The sequence below is a fragment of the Streptomyces sp. genome (assembly GCF_036524955.1).
Taxonomy (GTDB): Bacteria; Actinomycetota; Actinomycetes; order Streptomycetales; family Streptomycetaceae; genus Actinacidiphila.
Genome location: NZ_DATDBG010000018.1, coordinates 33,610 through 51,983 on the forward strand (window position 1 = coordinate 33,610; position 18,374 = coordinate 51,983).

An 18,374-nucleotide genomic window follows, 5' to 3' on the forward strand; every position below is an offset into this window, starting at 1 on the left:
CTCACCGGCGTCCGATGCTCCTCCCGGCGGCGCCTGCCCGACCCGCTGCCCGCCGCCCGCCGCTCCCCGCGCGCCCGCCCGCCCCGTACTCCCGACGAGGACCCTCCATGACGACCCCCACCACCACTCCCGAAGCACCCGGCGACGCCGTCCGCCTCGCCGGGATCAGCAAGCGCTACGGCTCCTTCACCGCCGTCCACCCGCTGGACCTCGCCGTGCCGGCGGGCTCCTTCTTCGCGCTGCTCGGTGCGTCCGGCTGCGGCAAGACCACCACCCTGCGGATGATCGCCGGGCTGGAGGCCCCCTCCGCCGGTTCGGTGCTGCTCGGCGGCCAGGACGTCACGGCCCTGCCCCCGTACAAGCGCCCGGTCAACACCGTCTTCCAGAACTACGCGCTCTTCCCGCACCTCGACATCTTCGAGAACGTCGCCTTCGGGCTGCGCCGCCGCGGCATCAAGTCGGTGAAGAAGCAGGTCGGCGAGATGCTGGAGCTGGTGCAGCTCGGCCCGCTGGCCCGCCGCAAACCGCACCAGCTCTCCGGCGGTCAGCAGCAGCGGGTCGCCGTCGCCCGCGCCCTGATCAACCACCCCGAGGTGCTGCTGCTGGACGAACCGCTGGGCGCCCTCGACCTCAAGCTGCGCCGCCAGATGCAGCTCGAACTCAAGCGCATCCAGACCGAGGTCGGCATCACCTTCGTGCACGTCACCCATGACCAGGAGGAGGCCATGACCATGGCCGACACCGTCGCGGTGATGAACGCCGGACGGGTCGAGCAGATGGGCGCGCCCGCCGACCTGTACGAGAACCCCGGCTCCACGTTCGTCGCCAACTTCCTCGGCACCTCCAACCTCATCGACGCCGAGGTGACCGGCGTCAGCGGCGGCACCCTCCAACTGGTCGCGGCGGGCCGGAAGCTGACGCTGCCCGCCGACCGTTGCCGGGCCCAGGTCACCACCGGCGGCCGGGTGCTGGCCGGGGTCCGCCCGGAGAAGATCACCCTGGCCCACCGGGACGACGAGCAGGCCATCCCGGCGGGCCGCAACCGCATCGAGGGCCGGATCGTGGACTCCAGCTTCATCGGCGTGTCCACGCAGTACGTGATCGACAGCCCGGTCGGCCCGGAGCTGGAGGTCTTCGTGCCGAACGTGGAGCGCGACGGCCGCCTGGTCCCCGGCGCGCCCGTCGTCCTGCACTGGAACCCCGAGCACACCTTCGGCCTGGACGCGGCGCAGGACATCGACGCCGGGACCGACGCGGACGAGGACACCGGGACCGGGGGTGCCGCCGCATGACCGCCGCCGCCCCACCCGTCCTGGACGCGCCCGCCGCGCCCGGGGCCCGCGCACTGAAGAAGGCCGCCGCGCGGCGCCGCCGCATCCCGTATCTGCTGCTCGTCGCGGGCGTCGCCTGGCTGCTGGTGTTCTTCGTCGCCCCGATGGTCTACCAGGCGTCCACCTCCGTACAGACCGGCTCCCTGGACACCGGCTTCGAGGTCACCTGGCACTTCGCCACCTACTGGGACGCCCTGGAGGAGTACTGGCCGCACTTCCTGCGGTCGCTGGTCTACTCCGGCATCGCCACCGCGCTGTGCCTCGCGATCGGCTACCCGCTGGCGTACACCATCGCCTTCCGGGCCGGCCGCTGGCGCAACCTGGTCCTCGTCCTGGTCATCGCGCCGTTCTTCACCAGCTTCCTGATCCGCACCCTGGCCTGGGAGACGATCCTCGCCGACCAGAGCCCGGTGGTGTCCTTCCTGAACGACATCCACCTGCTGGACGTCACGTCCTGGCTGGGCGTCACCGAGGGGGAGCGGGTGATGGCCACCCCGCTGGCCGTCGTCTGCGGCCTCACCTACAACTTCCTGCCGTTCATGATCCTTCCGCTCTACACCTCACTGGAACGAGTGGACGGCCGCCTCCACGAGGCGTCGGGCGACCTGTACGCGACCCCGTTCACCACCTTCCGCAAGGTGACCTTTCCCCTCTCGCTGCCCGGCGTGGTGGCCGGCACCCTGCTCACCTTCATCCCGGCGTCCGGCGACTACATCAACGCCGAGTTGCTGGGCTCCACCAACCAGAAGATGATCGGCAACGTCATCCAGTCGCAGTTCCTGCGGGTGCTCGACTATCCGACGGCCGCCGCTCTGTCCTTCATCCTGATGGCGGTCATCCTGGCGGTCGTCACCCTCTACATCCGCAAAGCGGGAACGGAGGAGCTGGTCTGATGCGCCCACCCCTGAACCGGACGGCCGGACCGGTCCGCTGGCTGCGCAGGAACCTCGTGGTGATCGCGGGCCTGCTCGCGCTGGCGTACCTCATCGTGCCCAACCTCGTCGTGCTGCTCTTCTCCTTCAACAAGCCGAAGGGCCGCTACAACTACACCTGGAACGAGTTCTCCACCGACGCCTGGCGGCACCCCTGCGGCGTCGCCGACATGTGCGGCTCGCTCACCCTCAGCCTGAAGGTCGCGGTCTGGGCGACGATCGGTGCCACCGTGCTGGGCACCATGACCGCCTTCGCGCTGGCCCGCTACCGTTTCCGGGGCCGCACCGCCACCAACATGCTGATCTTCCTGCCGATGGCGATGCCCGAGGTGGTGATGGGCGCCTCGCTCGGCACCCTCTTCCTCAACATGCGCATCCAGTTCGGCTTCTGGGCCATCCTCATCGCGCACATCATGTTCTGCCTGAGCTTCGTGGTCACCGCCGTCAAGGCCCGGGTGATGAGCATGGACCCGCGCCTGGAGCAGGCCGCACAGGACCTGTACGCCTCCCCGGCGCAGACCTTCTGGCGGGTCACCCTGCCGCTGGCCGCGCCCGGCATCGCGGCCGGCGCCCTGCTCTCCTTCGCGCTGTCCTTCGACGACTACATCATGACCAGCTTCAACGCGGGCAGCACGGTGACCTTCCCGATGTTCGTCTGGGGCTCCGCGCAGCGCGGCACGCCGGTCCAGGTCAACGTGATCGGCACGGCGATGTTCGCCATCGCGGTGCTGCTGGTACTGGCCGGGCAGTTCCTCGGCGGACGCAGGAAGGCGCGCGCCTGACCCTCCCGATGCGTACCGGACAGTTCGTCATGAAGGTGTGAGGACCATGGACCCAGCCCGCAGCCTGGCCGACGCCGAGCCCGTACCGTACTGGCTGGACGACCCCGGCAGGCCCGCCGCGCAGCCCGCGCTCACCGGCCAGGACCACTGCGACCTGCTGGTGGTCGGCGGCGGGTACAGCGGGCTGTGGACCGCGCTGCTCGCCAAGGAGCGCGACCCCGGCCGGGACGTGGTGCTGGTCGAGGCCGACCGGATCGGCTGGGCCGGGACCGGGCGCAACGGCGGGTTCTGCGCCGCCACCCTCACCCACGGTTTCCGCAACGGACTGGCCCGCTGGCCCGGCGAGTTCGACGTCCTCCAGGAACTCGGCGACCGCAACCTCGACGCCATCGAGGAGGCGGTCGGCCGCTACCGGATCGACTGCGCCTTCGAGCGGACCGGCGAGATCCAGGTGGCCACCGCCGGCTACCAGTGGGAAGAGCTGCGGGAGGCGGCCGACACCGCCGCGACGTACGGCATCGGCCTGGAACTCCTGGACCGCGACGCGATGCGCGCGGAGGTGGACTCGCCCACCTTCCACGGCGGGCTCCACGACCGCCGCGGCGTCGCCCTGGTACATCCGGCCAGGCTCGCCTGGGGCCTGCGGCGCGCCGCCGCCGACCTGGGCGTACGGATCTACGAGCGCACGCCCGCGACGGCGCTCGTCCGGGACGGGGCCGCGCTCGCGGTCCGCACCCCGTACGGCAGGGTCCGCGCCCATCAGGCCGCCCTCGGCACCGGGGTCTTCCGCTCCCTGATCCGGCGGGCCCGCCCGTACACTGTGCCGGTCTACGACTACGCGCTGGTCACCGAACCCCTCACCCCGGCGCAGCTTGCGTCGGTCGGCTGGCGCGGCCGGCAGGGACTCGCCGACTCGGCCAACCGGTTCCACTACTTCCGGCTCACCCCCGACAACCGCGTCCTGTGGGGCGGCTACGACGCGATCCACCCGCGCGGCGGCCGGATGAGCGCCGACTACGACCACCGCCCGGAGACCAGTCTCACCCTTGCCCGGCACTTCTTCGCCTGCTTCCCGCAACTGGAGGGCCTGCGCTTCAGCCACACGTGGGGCGGGGCGATCGACACGTGCACGCGGTTCTCGGCGTACTTCGGCACCGCGTACGGGGGGCGGGTCGCCTACGCCGCCGGGTACACCGGGCTCGGGGTGGGGGCCGCCCGGTTCGGCGCCGAGGTGATGCTCGATCTGCTGAAGGGACAGGCCACCGAGCGCACCCGGCTGGCGATGGTGCGCCGCAAACCGGTGCCGTTCCCGCCCGAGCCGCTGGCCTCGGTGGGGATCGGGCTCACCCGGTGGTCGCTGGCCAGGGCCGACGCCTCCGAAGGACGCCGCAACCTGTGGCTGCGGGTGCTGGACCGGGCCGGGCTCGGCTTCGACACGTGAGCCCGCCTGCGTGTGCACCGGCCCGCTCTCACCCGAAAGCAGGAAAACCCGCGTAAGGATCCCCGCCTCTCCGGCTCTCTCCACCGACAACAGTCGTCATGCCGACGAACGGAGGGCGGGACATGGTCAGCGGCGGAGCGAAAGACGCGGTCGACTGGCTGGTGTCGGTGGCGCCCGATCCCGAGGGGTGCCGGCGGGAGTGGGAGCGCGACCCCCTCGGGGTGACAATGCTGCCGGCCGGCCGCAGGTGGGACGTCCTCATCCTCACCGGTGACCTCGGCTACCCCACCCTGGACGTGCTCACCCGGCTGACGAACCGGCCAGGACCGGTGCTCGCCGACTTCGGCGACTCCCGGACGGGCTTCTTCGTACCCCCCGGTACGGCGGCGCGCCCGCTCGGCACAGGAGTACAAGCGGCCGGGCGCGGGACATGGATCGTGGTGCCCTACCCGGGGCGGCCGACCGGCGGCGTGCGCTGGCTGGTACCCCCCGACGGCACCGGGCACCTCACCGATCCGGCGGCGCTGGGACTGGCCATGCACGAGGCCGCGGCGGCGCTCGCGGAAGAGTGAGACTGGTTCCGGGAGAACATTCCGGGAGAACAGCCCCCGGCAGTCAGGTTGTAAGGCGCGTCCGCCGTACGCCGACAGCATGGTGCTTGTGGGCCGCGGTCCGCCGTGGCGACACTGGCGGCAGACGACGACGGAAGGGTCAGCCCGTGACGCCCACTCACATCACTCATTGGATCGCCGGCCGGTCGTGGACCGGCACCGCGGAACGCCGCGGCGAGGTGTACGACCCCGCCACCGGCGCGATCAGCGGCCAGGTGGACTTCGCGGCCAACGACGTCGTCGACCAGGCGGTCAGTGCCGCCCTCGAGGCGTTCCAGCAGTGGCGGCACGCCTCGGTCGCCAAGCGCACCACCGTGCTCTTCGCCTTCCGTGAACTGCTCAACGCCCGCCGCGGGGAACTCGCCGAGATCATCGTCTCCGAACACGGCAAGGTGCACTCCGACGCGCTCGGCGAGATCGCCCGCGGCCTGGAGGTCGTGGAGTACGCCTGCGGCATCCCGCACCTGATCAAGGGCGGCTTCACCGAGCAGGCGTCCACCGGCATCGACGTCTACTCCATCCGCCAGCCGCTCGGCCCGGTCGCGATCATCTCGCCCTTCAACTTCCCGGCGATGGTGCCGATGTGGTTCTTCCCGCTGGCGATCGCCGCGGGCAACACCGTCGTCGTCAAACCCTCCGAGAAGGACCCCTCCGCGGCGAACTTCCTGGCCGGCCTGTGGCAGGAGGCGGGTTTGCCCGACGGCGTGTTCAACGTCGTCCACGGCGACAAGCCGACCGTCGACCGGCTGCTGGAGCACCCCGACATCAAGGCAGTCTCCTTCGTCGGCTCCACCCCCATCGCGCGGTACGTGTACGAGACCGGAACCCGTTACGGCAAGCGCGTCCAGGCCCTCGGCGGCGCCAAGAACCACATGCTCGTGCTGCCCGACGCCGACCTCGACCTGGCCGCCGACGCCGCCGTCAACGCGGGCTTCGGCGCGGCCGGCGAACGCTGCATGGCCGTCTCCGTGCTGGTCGCCGTCGACCCGGTCGGCGACGACCTCGTCGAGAGGATCAAGCAGCGCATCACCGGCCTCACCGTCGGCCCCGGCTGCGCCCCCGGCTCCGAGATGGGGCCGCTGGTCACCGGCGCCCACCGCGACAAGGTCACCTCCTACCTCGACGCGGGCGTCACCGACGGCGCCGAACTCGTCGTGGACGGCCGCAAGCACCCCATCACCGACGCCACCCCCGACGCCCGCAGCACCGCCGAGGGCTTCTGGCTCGGCCCCACGGTCTTCGACCACGTCCGCCCCGGCATGTCCGTCTACGACGACGAGATCTTCGGCCCGGTCCTGTCCGTCGTCCGCGTCCCCTCCTACGACGCCGGCCTCGACCTGATCAACGCCAACCCGTACGGCAACGGCACCGCCCTGTTCACCAACGACGGCGGCGCCGCCCGCCGCTTCCAGCACGAGGTCGAGGTCGGCATGGTCGGCATCAACGTCCCCATCCCGGTCCCCGTCGCCTACTACTCCTTCGGCGGCTGGAAGGCCTCCCTCTTCGGCGACGCCCACGCCTACGGCGAGGACGGTGTGAAGTTCTTCACCCGCGGCAAAGCCGTCACCCAGCGCTGGCTCGACCCTTCACACGGCGGCATCAACCTCGGCTTCCCCACCAACAGCTGAGCCCTCCCCGGCCACTACTCTCGGCGACCGGGTCCGCCCGAGGCCCCGGTCGCCCACCCCACGCCCGACAGCAGCGTCAGCGCCAGGCACCAGCTCCCCAGCACGTCCAGCGGCCAGTGGTAGTCGCACCACACGAGGGAGAAGCCGACCGCGAGGACGACGACGGCGGTCCCGGTGAGCAGCAGGAGGCGGGCCGCTCGCCGCCGCAGCCAGGGCAGCAGGAGCAAGGCGGCCGCACCGTAGGCCACCGTGGAGGTGGCGGTGTGGCCGGAGGGGAAGAAACCGTAGCCCGTGGGACCGGAGTGGATCTTGCCCGGGGCGGGGCGGCCCACGCCCGACTTGACGAGGGAGACGACCACCGGGACCGCGGACATGGCCAGCAGCCCGGCCAGCGGCGGCAGCCACCAGCGGGGGAGCGCGACGACGCGTCCCAGGCGGGCGCTCAGGCAGAGCGCGACGAGCAGCGCGGGCACGGCGACCTGGATGTTGCCGAGGTCGCAGAGGGTGCGCGCCGTCGTGGTGAAAGCCGGGTACGCGGCGGCGGCGTCCTGGAACCAGCGCAGGGTCCGCCGGTCGGGCGCGACCAGCGGGCCGTCCGCGGCGACCTGCCAGGTGAGCAGGGTGAACAGGAGCGCGCCGAGTGCGGCGAGCGCGGCGGCGAAGGGCAGCCGCCCCGGAACAGGGGGGAGAGTTCCGGGGCGGCCAGGGCGATCGCCGTACCGCTCGCCCCGGGGGGTGTGGGACGAACGGCCGATCGATCGGCGAGGTGTACCGGGGCCACCTTCGGACCCGGCGGTGTCGTGCGCGAGGGCACTGCCGTGCCGGTGATGGGGGTTCACCGGCGCGTTGTCGCGCGAAGCCGCCTCCACCGGAGTCGGCCCCGAGCGGGGTGTTCCTCGGAAACCGTACGTCACCGGTGTGGCCGCTGGGGCGCCGTCCACCCCTCCGCCATCAGGCCCGCACACCTTCTTCACGCCCCCCCCGTTCGTTACCCGCGGTCACGCCCGGCGGTGCTTCCACCGGTGCCGGGCGACCGGGGGCACGCACCCGGGCCCCGTACCAGGGCTCACCACCGGGTCTCAGACCCCGGCAAGGGCCTCCTCGACGATGTCGAGCCCCTCGTTCAGCAAATCCGCGCCGATGACCAGCGGCGGAAGGAAGCGCAACACGTTCCCGTACGTGCCGCAGGTGAGGACGACCAGGCCCGCCGCGTGGCACGCCTTCGCCACCGCCGATGTCGCGGCGGCGTCCGGTTCCTTCGTGCCCGGCCGCACCAGCTCGATCGCGATCATCGCGCCGCGCCCGCGGACCTCGCCGATGACCGGGAACTTCTCCTGCATCGCGCGCAGCCGGGGCGTCATGATCCCGCCGATCCGCCGCGCCCTGGCCGCCAGATCCAGCTCCTTCATGGTCTCGATCGCGCCGAGCGCCGCCGCGCAGGCCACCGGGTTGCCGCCGTAGGTGCCGCCCAGGCCGCCCACGTGCGCCGCGTCCATGATCTCCGCGCGCCCGGTGACCGCCGCCAGCGGCAGCCCGCCCGCGATGCCCTTGGCCGTGGTGATCAGGTCCGGCACCACACCCTCGTCCTCGCAGGCGAACCACTGCCCGGTCCGGCAGAAGCCGGTCTGGATCTCGTCCGCGACGAACACGATCCCGTTCTCCTTGGCGAACTGCGCCATCCGCGGCAGGAACCCCTTGGCGGGCTCGATGAAGCCGCCCTCGCCCGCGATCGGCTCGATCACGATCGCCGCCACGTGGTCCGCGCCGATCTGCTTGGTGATCTGGTCGATCGCCTGGGCCGCCGCCTCCTCCGCCGCGTGCTCCGGGCCGGTCAGCCACCGGTAGCCGTACGCCAGCGGCACCCGGTGGACCTCGGGCGCGAAGGGCCCGAAGCCCTCCTTGTACGGCATGTTCTTCGCGGTCAGCGCCATCGTCAGATTGGTGCGGCCGTGGTAGCCGTGGTCGAAGACGACGACCGCGGTGCGCTTGGTGTACGCGCGGGCGATCTTCACTGCGTTCTCCACCGCCTCCGCGCCGGAGTTGAACAGCGCCGACTTCTTGGGGTGGTCGCCCGGCGTCAGCTCCGCGAGCCGCTCGGCGACCTCCACGTACCCCTCGTACGGCGTGATCATGAAACAGGTGTGGGTGAAGTCGGCGAGCTGCGCGGAGGCCCGCCGGACGACCGCCTCCGCGCTGTTGCCGACCGAGGTGACGGCGATGCCGGAACCGAAGTCGATCAGGCGGTTGCCGTCGATGTCCTCCAGCACGCCGCCGCCGGCCTTCGCCACGAACACGGGCAGGGTGACCCCGACCCCGTTCGCGACCGCCGCGGACTTGCGGGCCAGCAGCTCCTGGGACTTCGGGCCGGGAATGGCGGTGACGAGCCGACGCTCCTGGGGCAATTCGGTCATGGTGGGCGATCTCCTCGAACGGCATACGGCACACACGTGCTTTTGGCAGGCTAGGCCGGGGTCCGGCGCGCCCGCATACGCCGATAGGTAGCACTCCCGGCCCCGCTTGCTACGGATCGGCCAAGGCGGCGCGCGGCGCGGGATGTCCGCACGCGCGCGCCGCGGGCGGACCGGTCACCGTCTCGGAAGATCCCTATGCGCGGGTAGCGGCTCGACTACATTGAGCGCATCGTCGGAGACGAGGGGCGAGGGGCACGCGCCATGGACGCCATGGACTACGAGGGCACACAGCGGTTCGGCCACGGCGGCGTCCCGCGCAAACCCGACGGTGCCCCGCTGCCGCGCCCCACCGTCCCGCCGCCGATGCCCGCGCAGGCGCCGCCGGCGTCCGCGCTGGAGATCTGGCTGCGCACGCCCCGAGAGGTGGACGCCCCCGGCATCTACGGCTACGGGCACACGCCGCGGCCGGCCCCCGACCCCGACCGGTTGCCGGACCGCCGGCTGATCGGCGGCGCCGTCCTCGCCCTGCTGTCCGGACTGCTGGTGTGGTCGCTGTGCTGGAACGGCTACCTCCCGTTCTGGATCTGGCCGCTGATCTGGTTCACGCCCGACGCCTGGCGGGCCGGCACCGGCGACGCACACGCCTTCGCCGTCGCCTCCGACATCTACTACGCGCTGTTCGGCGCGCTGCTCGCCTGGATCTTCGGCCGGCTCGGCAACTGGCCCGAGGTCTACCGCCGTTACGCCCGGCCCGTGCTGCGCGGCATGTGGGACGCCCCCAGCCCCGGCGCCGCCCCCGACGACGGCCGCCCCGACCCCGTGGCCTGGCCCGAACTGCGCGCCGCCCGGCAGTTCGCCCTCGCCGACCGCCTCACCACCGACGTCCGCACCGGCCGGATGAACGACGTGGACTACGCCCGTATCCACCGCGCCTGGGCCGGAGTCCAGGCCGATCCCGGCCGGCTCGACGCGTTCACCGAGGTCGTGCTGCGGCACGGCTCGGACGCCTGCGGACACCCGTCGGGCCACCGGGACCTGCCGCACCGCGGCTTCCCGCACGACCTGCTCACCCGGCAGGTGCGGATCGGCCTCGGCGCCGACGACGCGCGCAACCCCTACCGGCACCGCGGCGCCGGCATCGCCCTGGACCCGACGCTGCTGGGCACCGGGCTGCTCGCCGTCGGCCCGCCCGGCTCCGGCAAGACCCGCCGACTCGTCCGCCCGGTGGTCGAATCGCTCTGCCTCCAGGCGCTCACCGGGCAGGCCGCCGTCGTGGCGGTCGGCTCGGCCGGCGCCGACCTCGGCCCGGCCGACGCGTACGACGTGGTGATCTCGCTGGCCGACCCCACCTCCCGCTACGACCTCGACCTGTACGGCGGCGCCGACCCGGACATCGCCGCCGGTGCCCTCGCCGAGGCGCTGCTCGACGCGCACGGCACCGAGGAGGGCGGCCGGCGCCGCGCCGCCACCGCGCTCGGCCAGCTCCTCGGCCCCTACGCCGCCGCCCACGGCCGCTTCCCGTCCGTCACCGAACTGCGCGAACTCCTCGACGGCACCCCGCACGCGTACGCCGCCCTGCGCGACGCGCTCGACGCGGCCGGCGCCCCCGGCATGGTCCGGGAACTCGACGCCCGGATGCGCCAGGCGGCCCGCCCCGACGACATCGGCCACCTCCTCGCCGACCGGGTCGCGCTCCTGGACCGGCCCGCCTTCGCCGGGTTCTTCGACGTCACCGGCCGCTCCCGGCCGTTCTCGATGTACGCCCTCGAACACCCGCTGCGGGTCCGTATCGACCTCCCCGAACGCGGCCACGCCGAAGCCTCCCGCATCCTGACCCGGCTGGTGCTCGCGCAGTTCACCGCCGCCGTCACCGCGCGCCGCGACCGCTCCCTCTTCGCCTGCCTGGTGCTGGACGACGCCTCCCACACCGTCACCGCCGACGCCGTAGCCGGCCTGGCCCGCCTGCGGTCCGCCAACGCCGGTGTACTGCTCACCCTGCGCACCCTGGACGACGTCCCGGAGCACCTGCGCAGCGCCCTGCTCGGCGCGGTCGGCTGCCGGATGGCGCTGTCCGGGGTCACCACCTGGGACGGCCGGCGGTTCGCCGAGGCCTGGGGCACCACGTGGGTGGAGGCGCAGGACGTCACCCGCACCCCCGACCAGTCCGGCGGCCTGCTGCGACGCACCTCCCGCGGGGTGCGGCGGCTGTTCACCGGCGTGGCCGCCACCACGGAGTCCGTCACGGTACGGCAGGTGGAACGCGAGCGCTGGTCCGCCTCCGACCTGGCCCACGGCGTGCCCGCGGGGCACGCCGTACTCTCCCTGACCACCACGACCGGCGACCACGCGCCGCCGATACTGCTGGATCTGCGGGCCTGAGCGCGCGAGACCGGCAGGGACGTCGTATACGTCGAGATGGACGGTGCGGCACACTTGGGGGTGCCGAGCGCTACCGGTCGGCCAAATCCCGTAGCTTGTCCGTCATCCGCAGGCCATCCGTATCCCGCGGGCCGTCCGTACCGCAGGTCGTCCGTCGTCCGTCGCGCGTCCGTAACCGTGTCGCGCGTCCGTCAACCCGTACCCAGGTCCCCATGCCCCTCACCCTCGCGTCGCTCGCGCAGCACTCCGCGCTCAAGCTCACCGCCCTGGCCGGCGGCGACCGGCTCGACGCGGAGGTCCGCTGGGTGCACACCAGCGAACTGGACGACCCAGGACCGTATCTGGAAGGCGGCGAACTGCTGCTGACCACCGGCCTCAAGCTGGACGTCGACGATGCCGCCGCGATGCGGGCCTATGTACGGCGGCTCGCCGCGGCGGGCGTGGTCGGCGTCGGTTTCGGCGTCGGGATCGGGCACGACGAGGTGCCGTCCGCACTGGTCACCGCCGCCGCGCAGGCACGGCTTCCGCTGCTGGAAGTACCCCGCAGAACCCCTTTCATCGCCATCAGCAAAGCGGTCTCCGCGGCGATCGCCGCCGACCAGTACAAGGCGGTCACCGCCGGCTTCGAGGCGCAGCGCGACCTCACCCGCGCCGCCCTCGCCCCCGACGGCACCGCCGCGCTGCTCTCCCGTCTCGCCGCCCATCTCGACGGCTGGGCCGCCCTTTACGACGCCTCCGGCGCGGTGCTGGCCGCCGCGCCGGACTGGGCCGGCCGCCGCGCCGCCCGTCTGGCCGGCGAGATCGACCGGCTGCGGGACACCCCGGCCCCGGCCAGTTCGGCGGTGGCCGGCCCGGCCGGCACCGAGGACCGCGTGGAGTTGCAGTCCCTCGGCTCCGGACGCCGCCCCCGCGGCTTCCTCGCCGTCGGTACGGAAGAACGCCTCGACACGTCCGCCCGGTACGTCGTGCACGCGGCGGTCGCCCTGCTCACCCTCTCCCTCGAACAGTCCCGCACCCTCCAGGACGCCCAGGCCCGCCTCGCCGCGGCCCTGCTGCGGATGCTGCTCGCGGGCGAACCGGAACACGCCCGCAGCGTCGCGGGCAGCCTCTACGGCACGCTGTTCGACCAGTCCCTGCGGTTGCTCATCGCCGAACCCGCCGATCCCCAGGCGGGCCCCGAGGCCGTCGGAGTGCTGGCCGAACGCGCGGAGGCAGCCGCCTACCGCGCCGGCGAACCCATGCTCACCGTCCGCGAGGGCCCCCGCCTGATCGTGCTCGCCGCCGAGGACGCGGGAGCCCTCGCCACAGTGGCCGACCTCGCCGAAGGCGCGGACGCGCTGGCGGCGGGCCTGTCCGGGCCCGTCCACCCGGCCGGCGTCCCCGAGGCCCACCGCCAGGCCGAACGCGCCCTCGCTGTCGCCCTGCGCCGAGGCCGCAACCTGGTCGAACACGGCGAAGTCGGCGCCGGCTCGGTCGTGCCGCTGCTCGCCGACGACGCGGTCCGCGCCTTCGCGGAGGGCCTGCTGCGCCCCCTGCGCGAACACGACGCCACCTCCCGCGGCGACCTCGTCGCCTCCCTCGCCGCGTGGCTCGCCCACCACGGCCAGTGGGACGCCGCCGCCGCGGATCTGGGGGTGCACCGCCACACCCTCCGCTACCGCATGCGCCGCGTCGAGGAGATCCTCGGCCGCTCCCTGGACGACCCCGACGTGCGGATGGAGCTGTGGCTGGCCCTGAAGACGAAGCCGTAGCGGCCGGGCCGGCGGGACGGGGTGCCGTCGCCGTCCCCGGCAGCGGGGTGCCGCCCCGCGCCAAGGGGAATGAGCCCTCCCGTGGCCCCTGGGAGGCCGTGCCGCCGGGCCTCGGGGGCCGCACCGCCGTCCCGGTCCTCGGGGAAGGCCGTCAGGCGTCGGTGCGGGTGCCCTCGACATCGCGGAGGAGGCGGGTGGCCATCGCTTCGGCGCGGGCGCCGGCGTCCTCGCGGGCGGCGGGGGTGACCGCGAGCCGGGAGCGGGCCCGGAGGGCGGTGACGCGGTCCTGGTGGGGGCCGCGGCCGTAGAGGTCGTCGAGCAGCGACTCGGCCGCGGACACGTGCTGCTCCGCCTCGCGGGTGCGTCCGTCCAGGTGGTGGGCGCAGGCCGTCAGCAGTTCGAGGCGGGGCAACAGCGGGGACCGCGCGCCGAAGACCCGGGTGGTGACCTCGGTCGCCGCCGTGAGTGCCGCCCTGGCCGCGTCGCGGTAGCCGCCGGCGAGCAATACGCGGCCTTCGGCGGTCCTGAGCCGCGCGTACAGGTGTGGCCGTCGGTGCCGCAGCCGGGTGCCGAGTTCCCCCATGCCGTTGATCAGGTTCTCCGCTTCAGCGATGTTCCGCAGCGTGCTCCCGGACATCATGTGCTGCGGCGCCGGTCCCCACAGCACGCCGGTGGCGTAGCGGACCGCGCCCTCGGCGACCAGCTCCGTCAACGCCACCTGGAGATCGAGGTACTCCGTCGGGACCACCGCCGCCAGAGCCTGGAAACTGTCGCGCACCCCTTCTCGTCCGCCTTCCTGGGCGGCGAACGTCGGCTCCATCCCGACGAGGTTGGGGACACCGCTGCGGGCACCGCCCGGGGGCGACCACATCTCCAGCCAGACTCCCCATACCTCGGGCAGGGTGCCCGCGCGTTCCCGGTCCGCGGCCAGATCGTCGGTCACCGCGTTCAGCGAGCCGCGCAGGTGTCTTCGCCGGCCCATCGCCAGCAACTCCGCCGTCTCAGCGTCGATGTCCCCCGGGGCGGCCGGTGCCGGTCTTTTCCGGCGGGCGCTGTCCGACCGCAGCTCGCGGGCCGCGTCACCCAGCCGCCCGGTGACGATGTCATACCGGGCCCGCGACCGCCGGACCGAGCGGGTCGACCCGGCGTCGGGCTCCGCCAACGCCGCCGCGTCGGCCAGCATTTCCTCCGCGACCTGGAAGTCGCCCTCCCACAGGGCGAGTTCGGCCCCGCTCAGCAGCGCCTCCACCGCCTGGGGTGCGAACGGCCTGACACTGAGGACGGCGCGGCACCGTTCGTGTGCCGCCGCGACCCGGCCGACGGCCGACCTGGCCCGCAGCGAGACGACGTCGAGCTCCGTGCGCACCGCGTCCGCCTCGCGCCGGTCCCTGCCAGGGGAATGGTCGTCGGGCCCGACCGAGGCCTCCACCATCTCTACCAGCCGGTCCGCTTCCACCGGGTCACCGTGCAGGAGATGAAACCGCCCGCAGCGCGCGACGAAGGTGAGGGCGGACACCGTGTGGCCGGGCCCCGCGGCCCCCGTTCGCGGCCAGTCCATCATGCGCTGGGTCAGCACGGGCAGCACCGGGCGCAGGACCTCGTACGGGCGCCAGGTGTCCGGGTCGGCCGTGGGCTCGGCACACAGACGGCGGACGGCGTCGAACAGGTCCGACGCGACGGCGTCGGCTCGCTGCGCGTCCATGGCCTCGGCGTCGAGCAGCCGAAACCGTTCCGCACTGGCCAGCCGTACGGTGTGGGACGAACGCTCGGTGAGCAGTCTCTTCTCGACGAGCCGACGCCAGCCTTCGCCCGGCGGCCACTCCACGAGGCTCCCTTCGCCCGACAGCAGCAGGTCCAGTACGTCCGGGGGGACGCCCTCTCCCGTGTCGAGGAGATGGACCAGCCACCGCGCGTACTCTCCGGCGGACAGGCCGGCCGGCCCCCGGGCGGGCGGCGGCGGAAGCACGGAGCGCAGGTCCCACACCTGGGCCCTGCCCTCGGCGCTGGCGGTGGCCAGCAGCGGTTCGCCGTGCGGGCCGTCGAAGGAGGCGACCGCCACCAGGTGCCACCGCGCCCGCGTGTCCAGGCGGGCGGCGAGCCCGCCGGTCGCGGTGTCCCACAGTTCGACCACGGCGTCACGCCTGATCGCGGCGATCAGGTCGGGCCGGCCCTGGACGCGTACCGTGGCGAGCGCCTCGACGCCGGCGAGTCCGGCCGGCAGCGGGCTGACGACCTGCTCGCCGGTCACCGTGTCCCGGACTTCCGCCGACCGGTCCTTCTCGTGCACGATCACGGCGAGGCGGCGGCCGTCGCGTGCGGTGACGACGGTGAGCGCCCTGACACGGGAGACGTGCTCCGTCAGCGGCGAGTCCACCGCGTCGCCGGTCGTCGCGTCCCAGAACCGCACGGCGGAGTCGCGGCGCGCGGTCACCAGGATCCGCCGCCCGTCCGCGCGGACGAACGCGGTGACCAGGTCCGCGGCGAGGACCCCGTACGGCTGGAAGCTGTACTGCCTTGCCCCGGAGGGGAGTTCGCGGATCACCACGGCGCCGCCGACCCCGACGACGGCGAGCACCGGGCGCCCCGTGGCGTCGGGAAAGACCGCGAGTGTCTGGACGGCGCCGGCGGCATCGGAGATCGCCGAGCCCTTCGCCGCACCCTCGGCGGAACCCCAGAGACGTACGGGACTGCCGTATCCCGCCGCCGCCAGCCATACGCTCCCGCCGCGGACGAACCCGGCGAGGCCGCGGTCGCCCTTCACGGCCGTCCATTCGTGCAGCGGCCGGGGGGCCACGCCGGTCGCGGGCTCGTGGGGAGGCAGGGGAGGCGGGTCGGTCGCCGGGTCCGGGGTGTCGGCGGCGAAAAGGGCGCCGACATCGAGCAGCGCCAGTTCGGCGGGGTCCGTGGGCAGCGTCTCGGCGAGCCGCAGCACCCTTCTTCGTGCCTCCTCGTCTCCTTGCGGCAGCCGGGGTCCCAGGACGGCCGTCAGATACTCGGCGATCTCGGCGCGGGTCAGCGGGCCGAGAGTGATGCGCCGCTTGAGCAGCCGGTGGGTGTGCAGGCCCGCCGAGGTGACGATCACCCCGCCGCGGCCGAAACGGGGAACGTGGGGAACGTTGATGCCGATGCCGCGGTCCGCCGGGAGCCGGTCCAGCACCAGCAGCCAGTCCTCACGGACCTGGAGCGTGTCCCAGATGTCCTCGATGAAGTCCGACGGGCTCCCCAGGGCGGCGCCCAGCGCGCGCAGTCCCTCGTCGAGGGAGTCGTCGTCGCTGGCGTCGATCCAGTGGATGAAGCTGTGCCTGCCGCCGTACCGCCGTACGTACTCCTGGACGAGACGATTGCCGCTCATGCGCGGTCGGCAGTCGATCAGCACGACGGACGGCGTGGCCTGGCGCCAGTCGCCCCGGCGCCGCGCGGCCGGCCGCAACGCCTGCTCCAGCTCGGCCAGTTCGGTCGCGCGGCCGATCATCGTCTCGGGGTCCGGCGGGCTGACGACAGCCGGCACCGGCCGCAGGAACTCCGGGTGCGGGACCGCGCGGGGTTCGTCCGGCGACCGGGTTCCCTCCCGCTCGCCTTCCCCCGGTGCCCAGCTCCGCCCCTCCGCCGCTGCCGCCAGCCGTGCGGCCAGCGACGTGTGCTGGCCTCCCGCACCGCTCAGTACCGCCACCGCGACCTCGGCGAAGGGCAGGCTGGCTTCGGGGAGCAGTCGGCGCGACCCCGTACCCGCGCCGTCACCGTCCACCGCGGACACGGCCCCGCCCTCCGCGAGCGCGGCCAGCGCACGGAAGTCCAGGGTGCCCCCGAACGTCGCGGCCACCCGCCCCGAGACCTTCGCCAGCACGTCCTCCAGAACGTGCAGGGACTCCGTGCGCGTCAGCTCGGCCAGGAGTTCGTCGCGGACCCCGGGGGCGAAGTCGTACACGACCTCGTCCGGGTCGGGGCGCAGCTCGCCTCGGCGTCCGATGAGGCCGGAGAGGAAGAGCTGGGCCAGGTCGGTCGGGCCGGACCGCGGCATCGTGGCCTGCTGGACGAGCCGCATGACGGGGAGGCTGAGGGGCGCCGCCGCGAGATGGCAGGCGAGGCGGAAGGCGTCCGGGGAGGAGCCCGCGCGGAAGCGGGCGACGCGGTCGGCGGGGCCGGCCGGGGGCGGGGTGGTCGCGGGAACGCGGCGCGGACGGGACACGCCGCGGACGGGGGCGGCCAGCATCGGGGTCCAGCCGGGTACGCGGCCCGCGACGAGTCCCGCCCAAGGGGCGAGCCAGCTGCCGTCCACCTCCATGACGGGCAGCCACCGCACGCCGGGAAGCCGTTCGCCGCGCGGCGGCCCGGGGAGCGCGGCCGTGGTCCGCACCTCGGCGACAGGGCGCGCCGGGTCCGCCACCCGCAGCTCGACCGGCACCGTACGCAGGGCCGTCCGGTGCCACAGCCGGCGCGGCAGCACCTGGAGCGCGGCGGCAGGGCGTTCACCCGCGACCCGCGCGAGGTATTCCGGTAACTCCGCGCCGTACCAGGCCGGTCCGACCCCGTCGGTCAGCACCAGCAGCACGGCCCGCCGCGTCGGATCCTCCAACGGCCCCCACCAGCGCGTGGACTGCGCAGGGCGGGAGAGGGCGTGGCCGGGAGGGTGCGCGGGCCGGGACGGGGCCGGGGGCACGCGTGGGGGCCGGCCGTCCCGGTCGGTGCGCTCCCCGCCGCCGTGCCTGCGCCGGAAGGGCGCCAGCCGCGGCACCGGGCCGTCCGTGTCGAGCGACCAGCACCGCACGGCCGCGAAGGCGCCGTGCCGTTCGAGCAGCGTGCACAGCTCGGCCGCCAGCCGGTGCCAGACGGCCATGGTGGCACCGGTGTCCACCAGCAGGTCCACCGAGAAGCGGCGTTCGGCGGCGGGCCGGCTGACCGGGATCGTCCGGCCCGCCTCGGCGGTGGCCTGCGCGGTGGCCTCCTCGTCCAGCAGGGCGGGACCGGGGGAGTCGACCGTCTGCCGCAGCGGACGCAGGGCGCGGGCGAGGTCCAGCGCGCCGGTGAGCGCAGCCGGTTGGGTGACCCGTACGACATACGCGGCAACGCCGCCCTCCGTCCGGCCCGCGCCGAGCGGAAACAGCCCGACC

At 73.7% G+C, this 18,374-nt stretch carries 11 protein-coding genes; 8 read left to right on the plus strand and 3 right to left on the minus strand.

Annotated elements, in window-relative coordinates; all coding sequences use genetic code 11:
- Positions 1-107: 107 nt before the first annotated feature.
- From VIW71_RS01685 to VIW71_RS01710, 6 genes are all read left to right on the plus strand, one after another.
- Entirely contained in the window at positions 108-1,292 is a 1,185-nt protein-coding gene (locus tag VIW71_RS01685; RefSeq protein WP_331620005.1) for an ABC transporter ATP-binding protein, read from the plus strand.
- A complete protein-coding gene (locus VIW71_RS01690; RefSeq protein WP_331620007.1) occupies positions 1,289-2,224 on the plus strand; it encodes an ABC transporter permease in 936 nt (311 codons plus the stop codon). Before VIW71_RS01685 ends, VIW71_RS01690 begins: the two co-directional genes overlap by 4 nt.
- A complete protein-coding gene (locus VIW71_RS01695; protein WP_331620009.1) occupies positions 2,224-3,045 on the plus strand; it encodes an ABC transporter permease in 822 nt (273 codons plus the stop codon). The genes VIW71_RS01690 and VIW71_RS01695 overlap by 1 nt, the downstream gene beginning before the upstream one ends.
- 46 nt (positions 3,046-3,091) lie before the next feature.
- On the plus strand, positions 3,092-4,486 hold the full coding sequence (locus VIW71_RS01700; RefSeq protein WP_331620011.1) for an NAD(P)/FAD-dependent oxidoreductase: 1,395 nt from the start codon (positions 3,092-3,094) through the stop codon (positions 4,484-4,486).
- A 98-nt stretch (positions 4,487-4,584) separates the two neighbouring features.
- Positions 4,585-5,058 carry a hypothetical protein gene (locus VIW71_RS01705; protein ID WP_331620012.1) on the plus strand — a complete coding sequence of 158 codons (474 nt, stop codon included), beginning with the start codon at positions 4,585-4,587 and terminating at the stop codon, positions 5,056-5,058.
- A 146-nt stretch (positions 5,059-5,204) separates the two neighbouring features.
- Positions 5,205-6,725: a CoA-acylating methylmalonate-semialdehyde dehydrogenase gene (locus VIW71_RS01710; protein WP_331620013.1), complete on the plus strand. Its 1,521-nt coding sequence runs from the start codon at positions 5,205-5,207 to the stop codon at positions 6,723-6,725.
- A gap of 14 nt (positions 6,726-6,739) precedes the next feature.
- On the opposite strand, the gene VIW71_RS01715 is transcribed toward VIW71_RS01710, so the two are convergent.
- Positions 6,740-7,564 carry a phosphatase PAP2 family protein gene (locus VIW71_RS01715; RefSeq protein ID WP_331620015.1) on the minus strand — a complete coding sequence of 275 codons (825 nt, stop codon included), beginning with the start codon at positions 7,562-7,564 and terminating at the stop codon, positions 6,740-6,742.
- A 240-nt stretch (positions 7,565-7,804) separates the two neighbouring features.
- A complete protein-coding gene (gene gabT / locus VIW71_RS01720) occupies positions 7,805-9,136 on the minus strand; it encodes a 4-aminobutyrate--2-oxoglutarate transaminase (RefSeq protein ID WP_331620016.1) in 1,332 nt (443 codons plus the stop codon).
- A 270-nt stretch (positions 9,137-9,406) separates the two neighbouring features.
- Here gabT and VIW71_RS01725 point away from each other — a divergent pair, with 270 nt between their 5' ends.
- Positions 9,407-11,515: an ATP-binding protein gene (locus VIW71_RS01725; protein WP_331620026.1), complete on the plus strand. Its 2,109-nt coding sequence runs from the start codon at positions 9,407-9,409 to the stop codon at positions 11,513-11,515.
- Between the two features lie 212 nt (positions 11,516-11,727).
- A complete protein-coding gene (locus VIW71_RS01730; protein ID WP_331620017.1) occupies positions 11,728-13,266 on the plus strand; it encodes a PucR family transcriptional regulator in 1,539 nt (512 codons plus the stop codon).
- 151 nt (positions 13,267-13,417) lie between these two features.
- On the opposite strand, the gene VIW71_RS01735 is transcribed toward VIW71_RS01730, so the two are convergent.
- The coding region (locus VIW71_RS01735; protein WP_331620018.1) for an SAV_2336 N-terminal domain-related protein at positions 13,418-18,374 on the minus strand (4,957 nt) is incomplete at its 5' end.

What these genes read in the sequence shown, in the direction of transcription:
- VIW71_RS01685 (WP_331620005.1), top strand. Translation starts at nt 108, where the DNA reads ATGACGACCCCCACCACCACTCCCGAAGCACCCGGCGACGCCGTCCGC.
- VIW71_RS01695 (WP_331620009.1), top strand. Translation starts at nt 2,224, where the DNA reads ATGCGCCCACCCCTGAACCGGACGGCCGGACCGGTCCGCTGGCTGCGC.
- VIW71_RS01705 (WP_331620012.1), top strand. Translation starts at nt 4,585, where the DNA reads ATGCCGACGAACGGAGGGCGGGACATGGTCAGCGGCGGAGCGAAAGAC.
- VIW71_RS01730 (WP_331620017.1), top strand. Translation starts at nt 11,728, where the DNA reads ATGCCCCTCACCCTCGCGTCGCTCGCGCAGCACTCCGCGCTCAAGCTC.
- VIW71_RS01690 (WP_331620007.1), top strand. Translation starts at nt 1,289, where the DNA reads ATGACCGCCGCCGCCCCACCCGTCCTGGACGCGCCCGCCGCGCCCGGG.
- gabT (WP_331620016.1), bottom strand. Translation starts at nt 9,136, where the DNA reads ATGACCGAATTGCCCCAGGAGCGTCGGCTCGTCACCGCCATTCCCGGC.
- VIW71_RS01700 (WP_331620011.1), top strand. Translation starts at nt 3,092, where the DNA reads ATGGACCCAGCCCGCAGCCTGGCCGACGCCGAGCCCGTACCGTACTGG.
- VIW71_RS01725 (WP_331620026.1), top strand. Translation starts at nt 9,407, where the DNA reads ATGGACTACGAGGGCACACAGCGGTTCGGCCACGGCGGCGTCCCGCGC.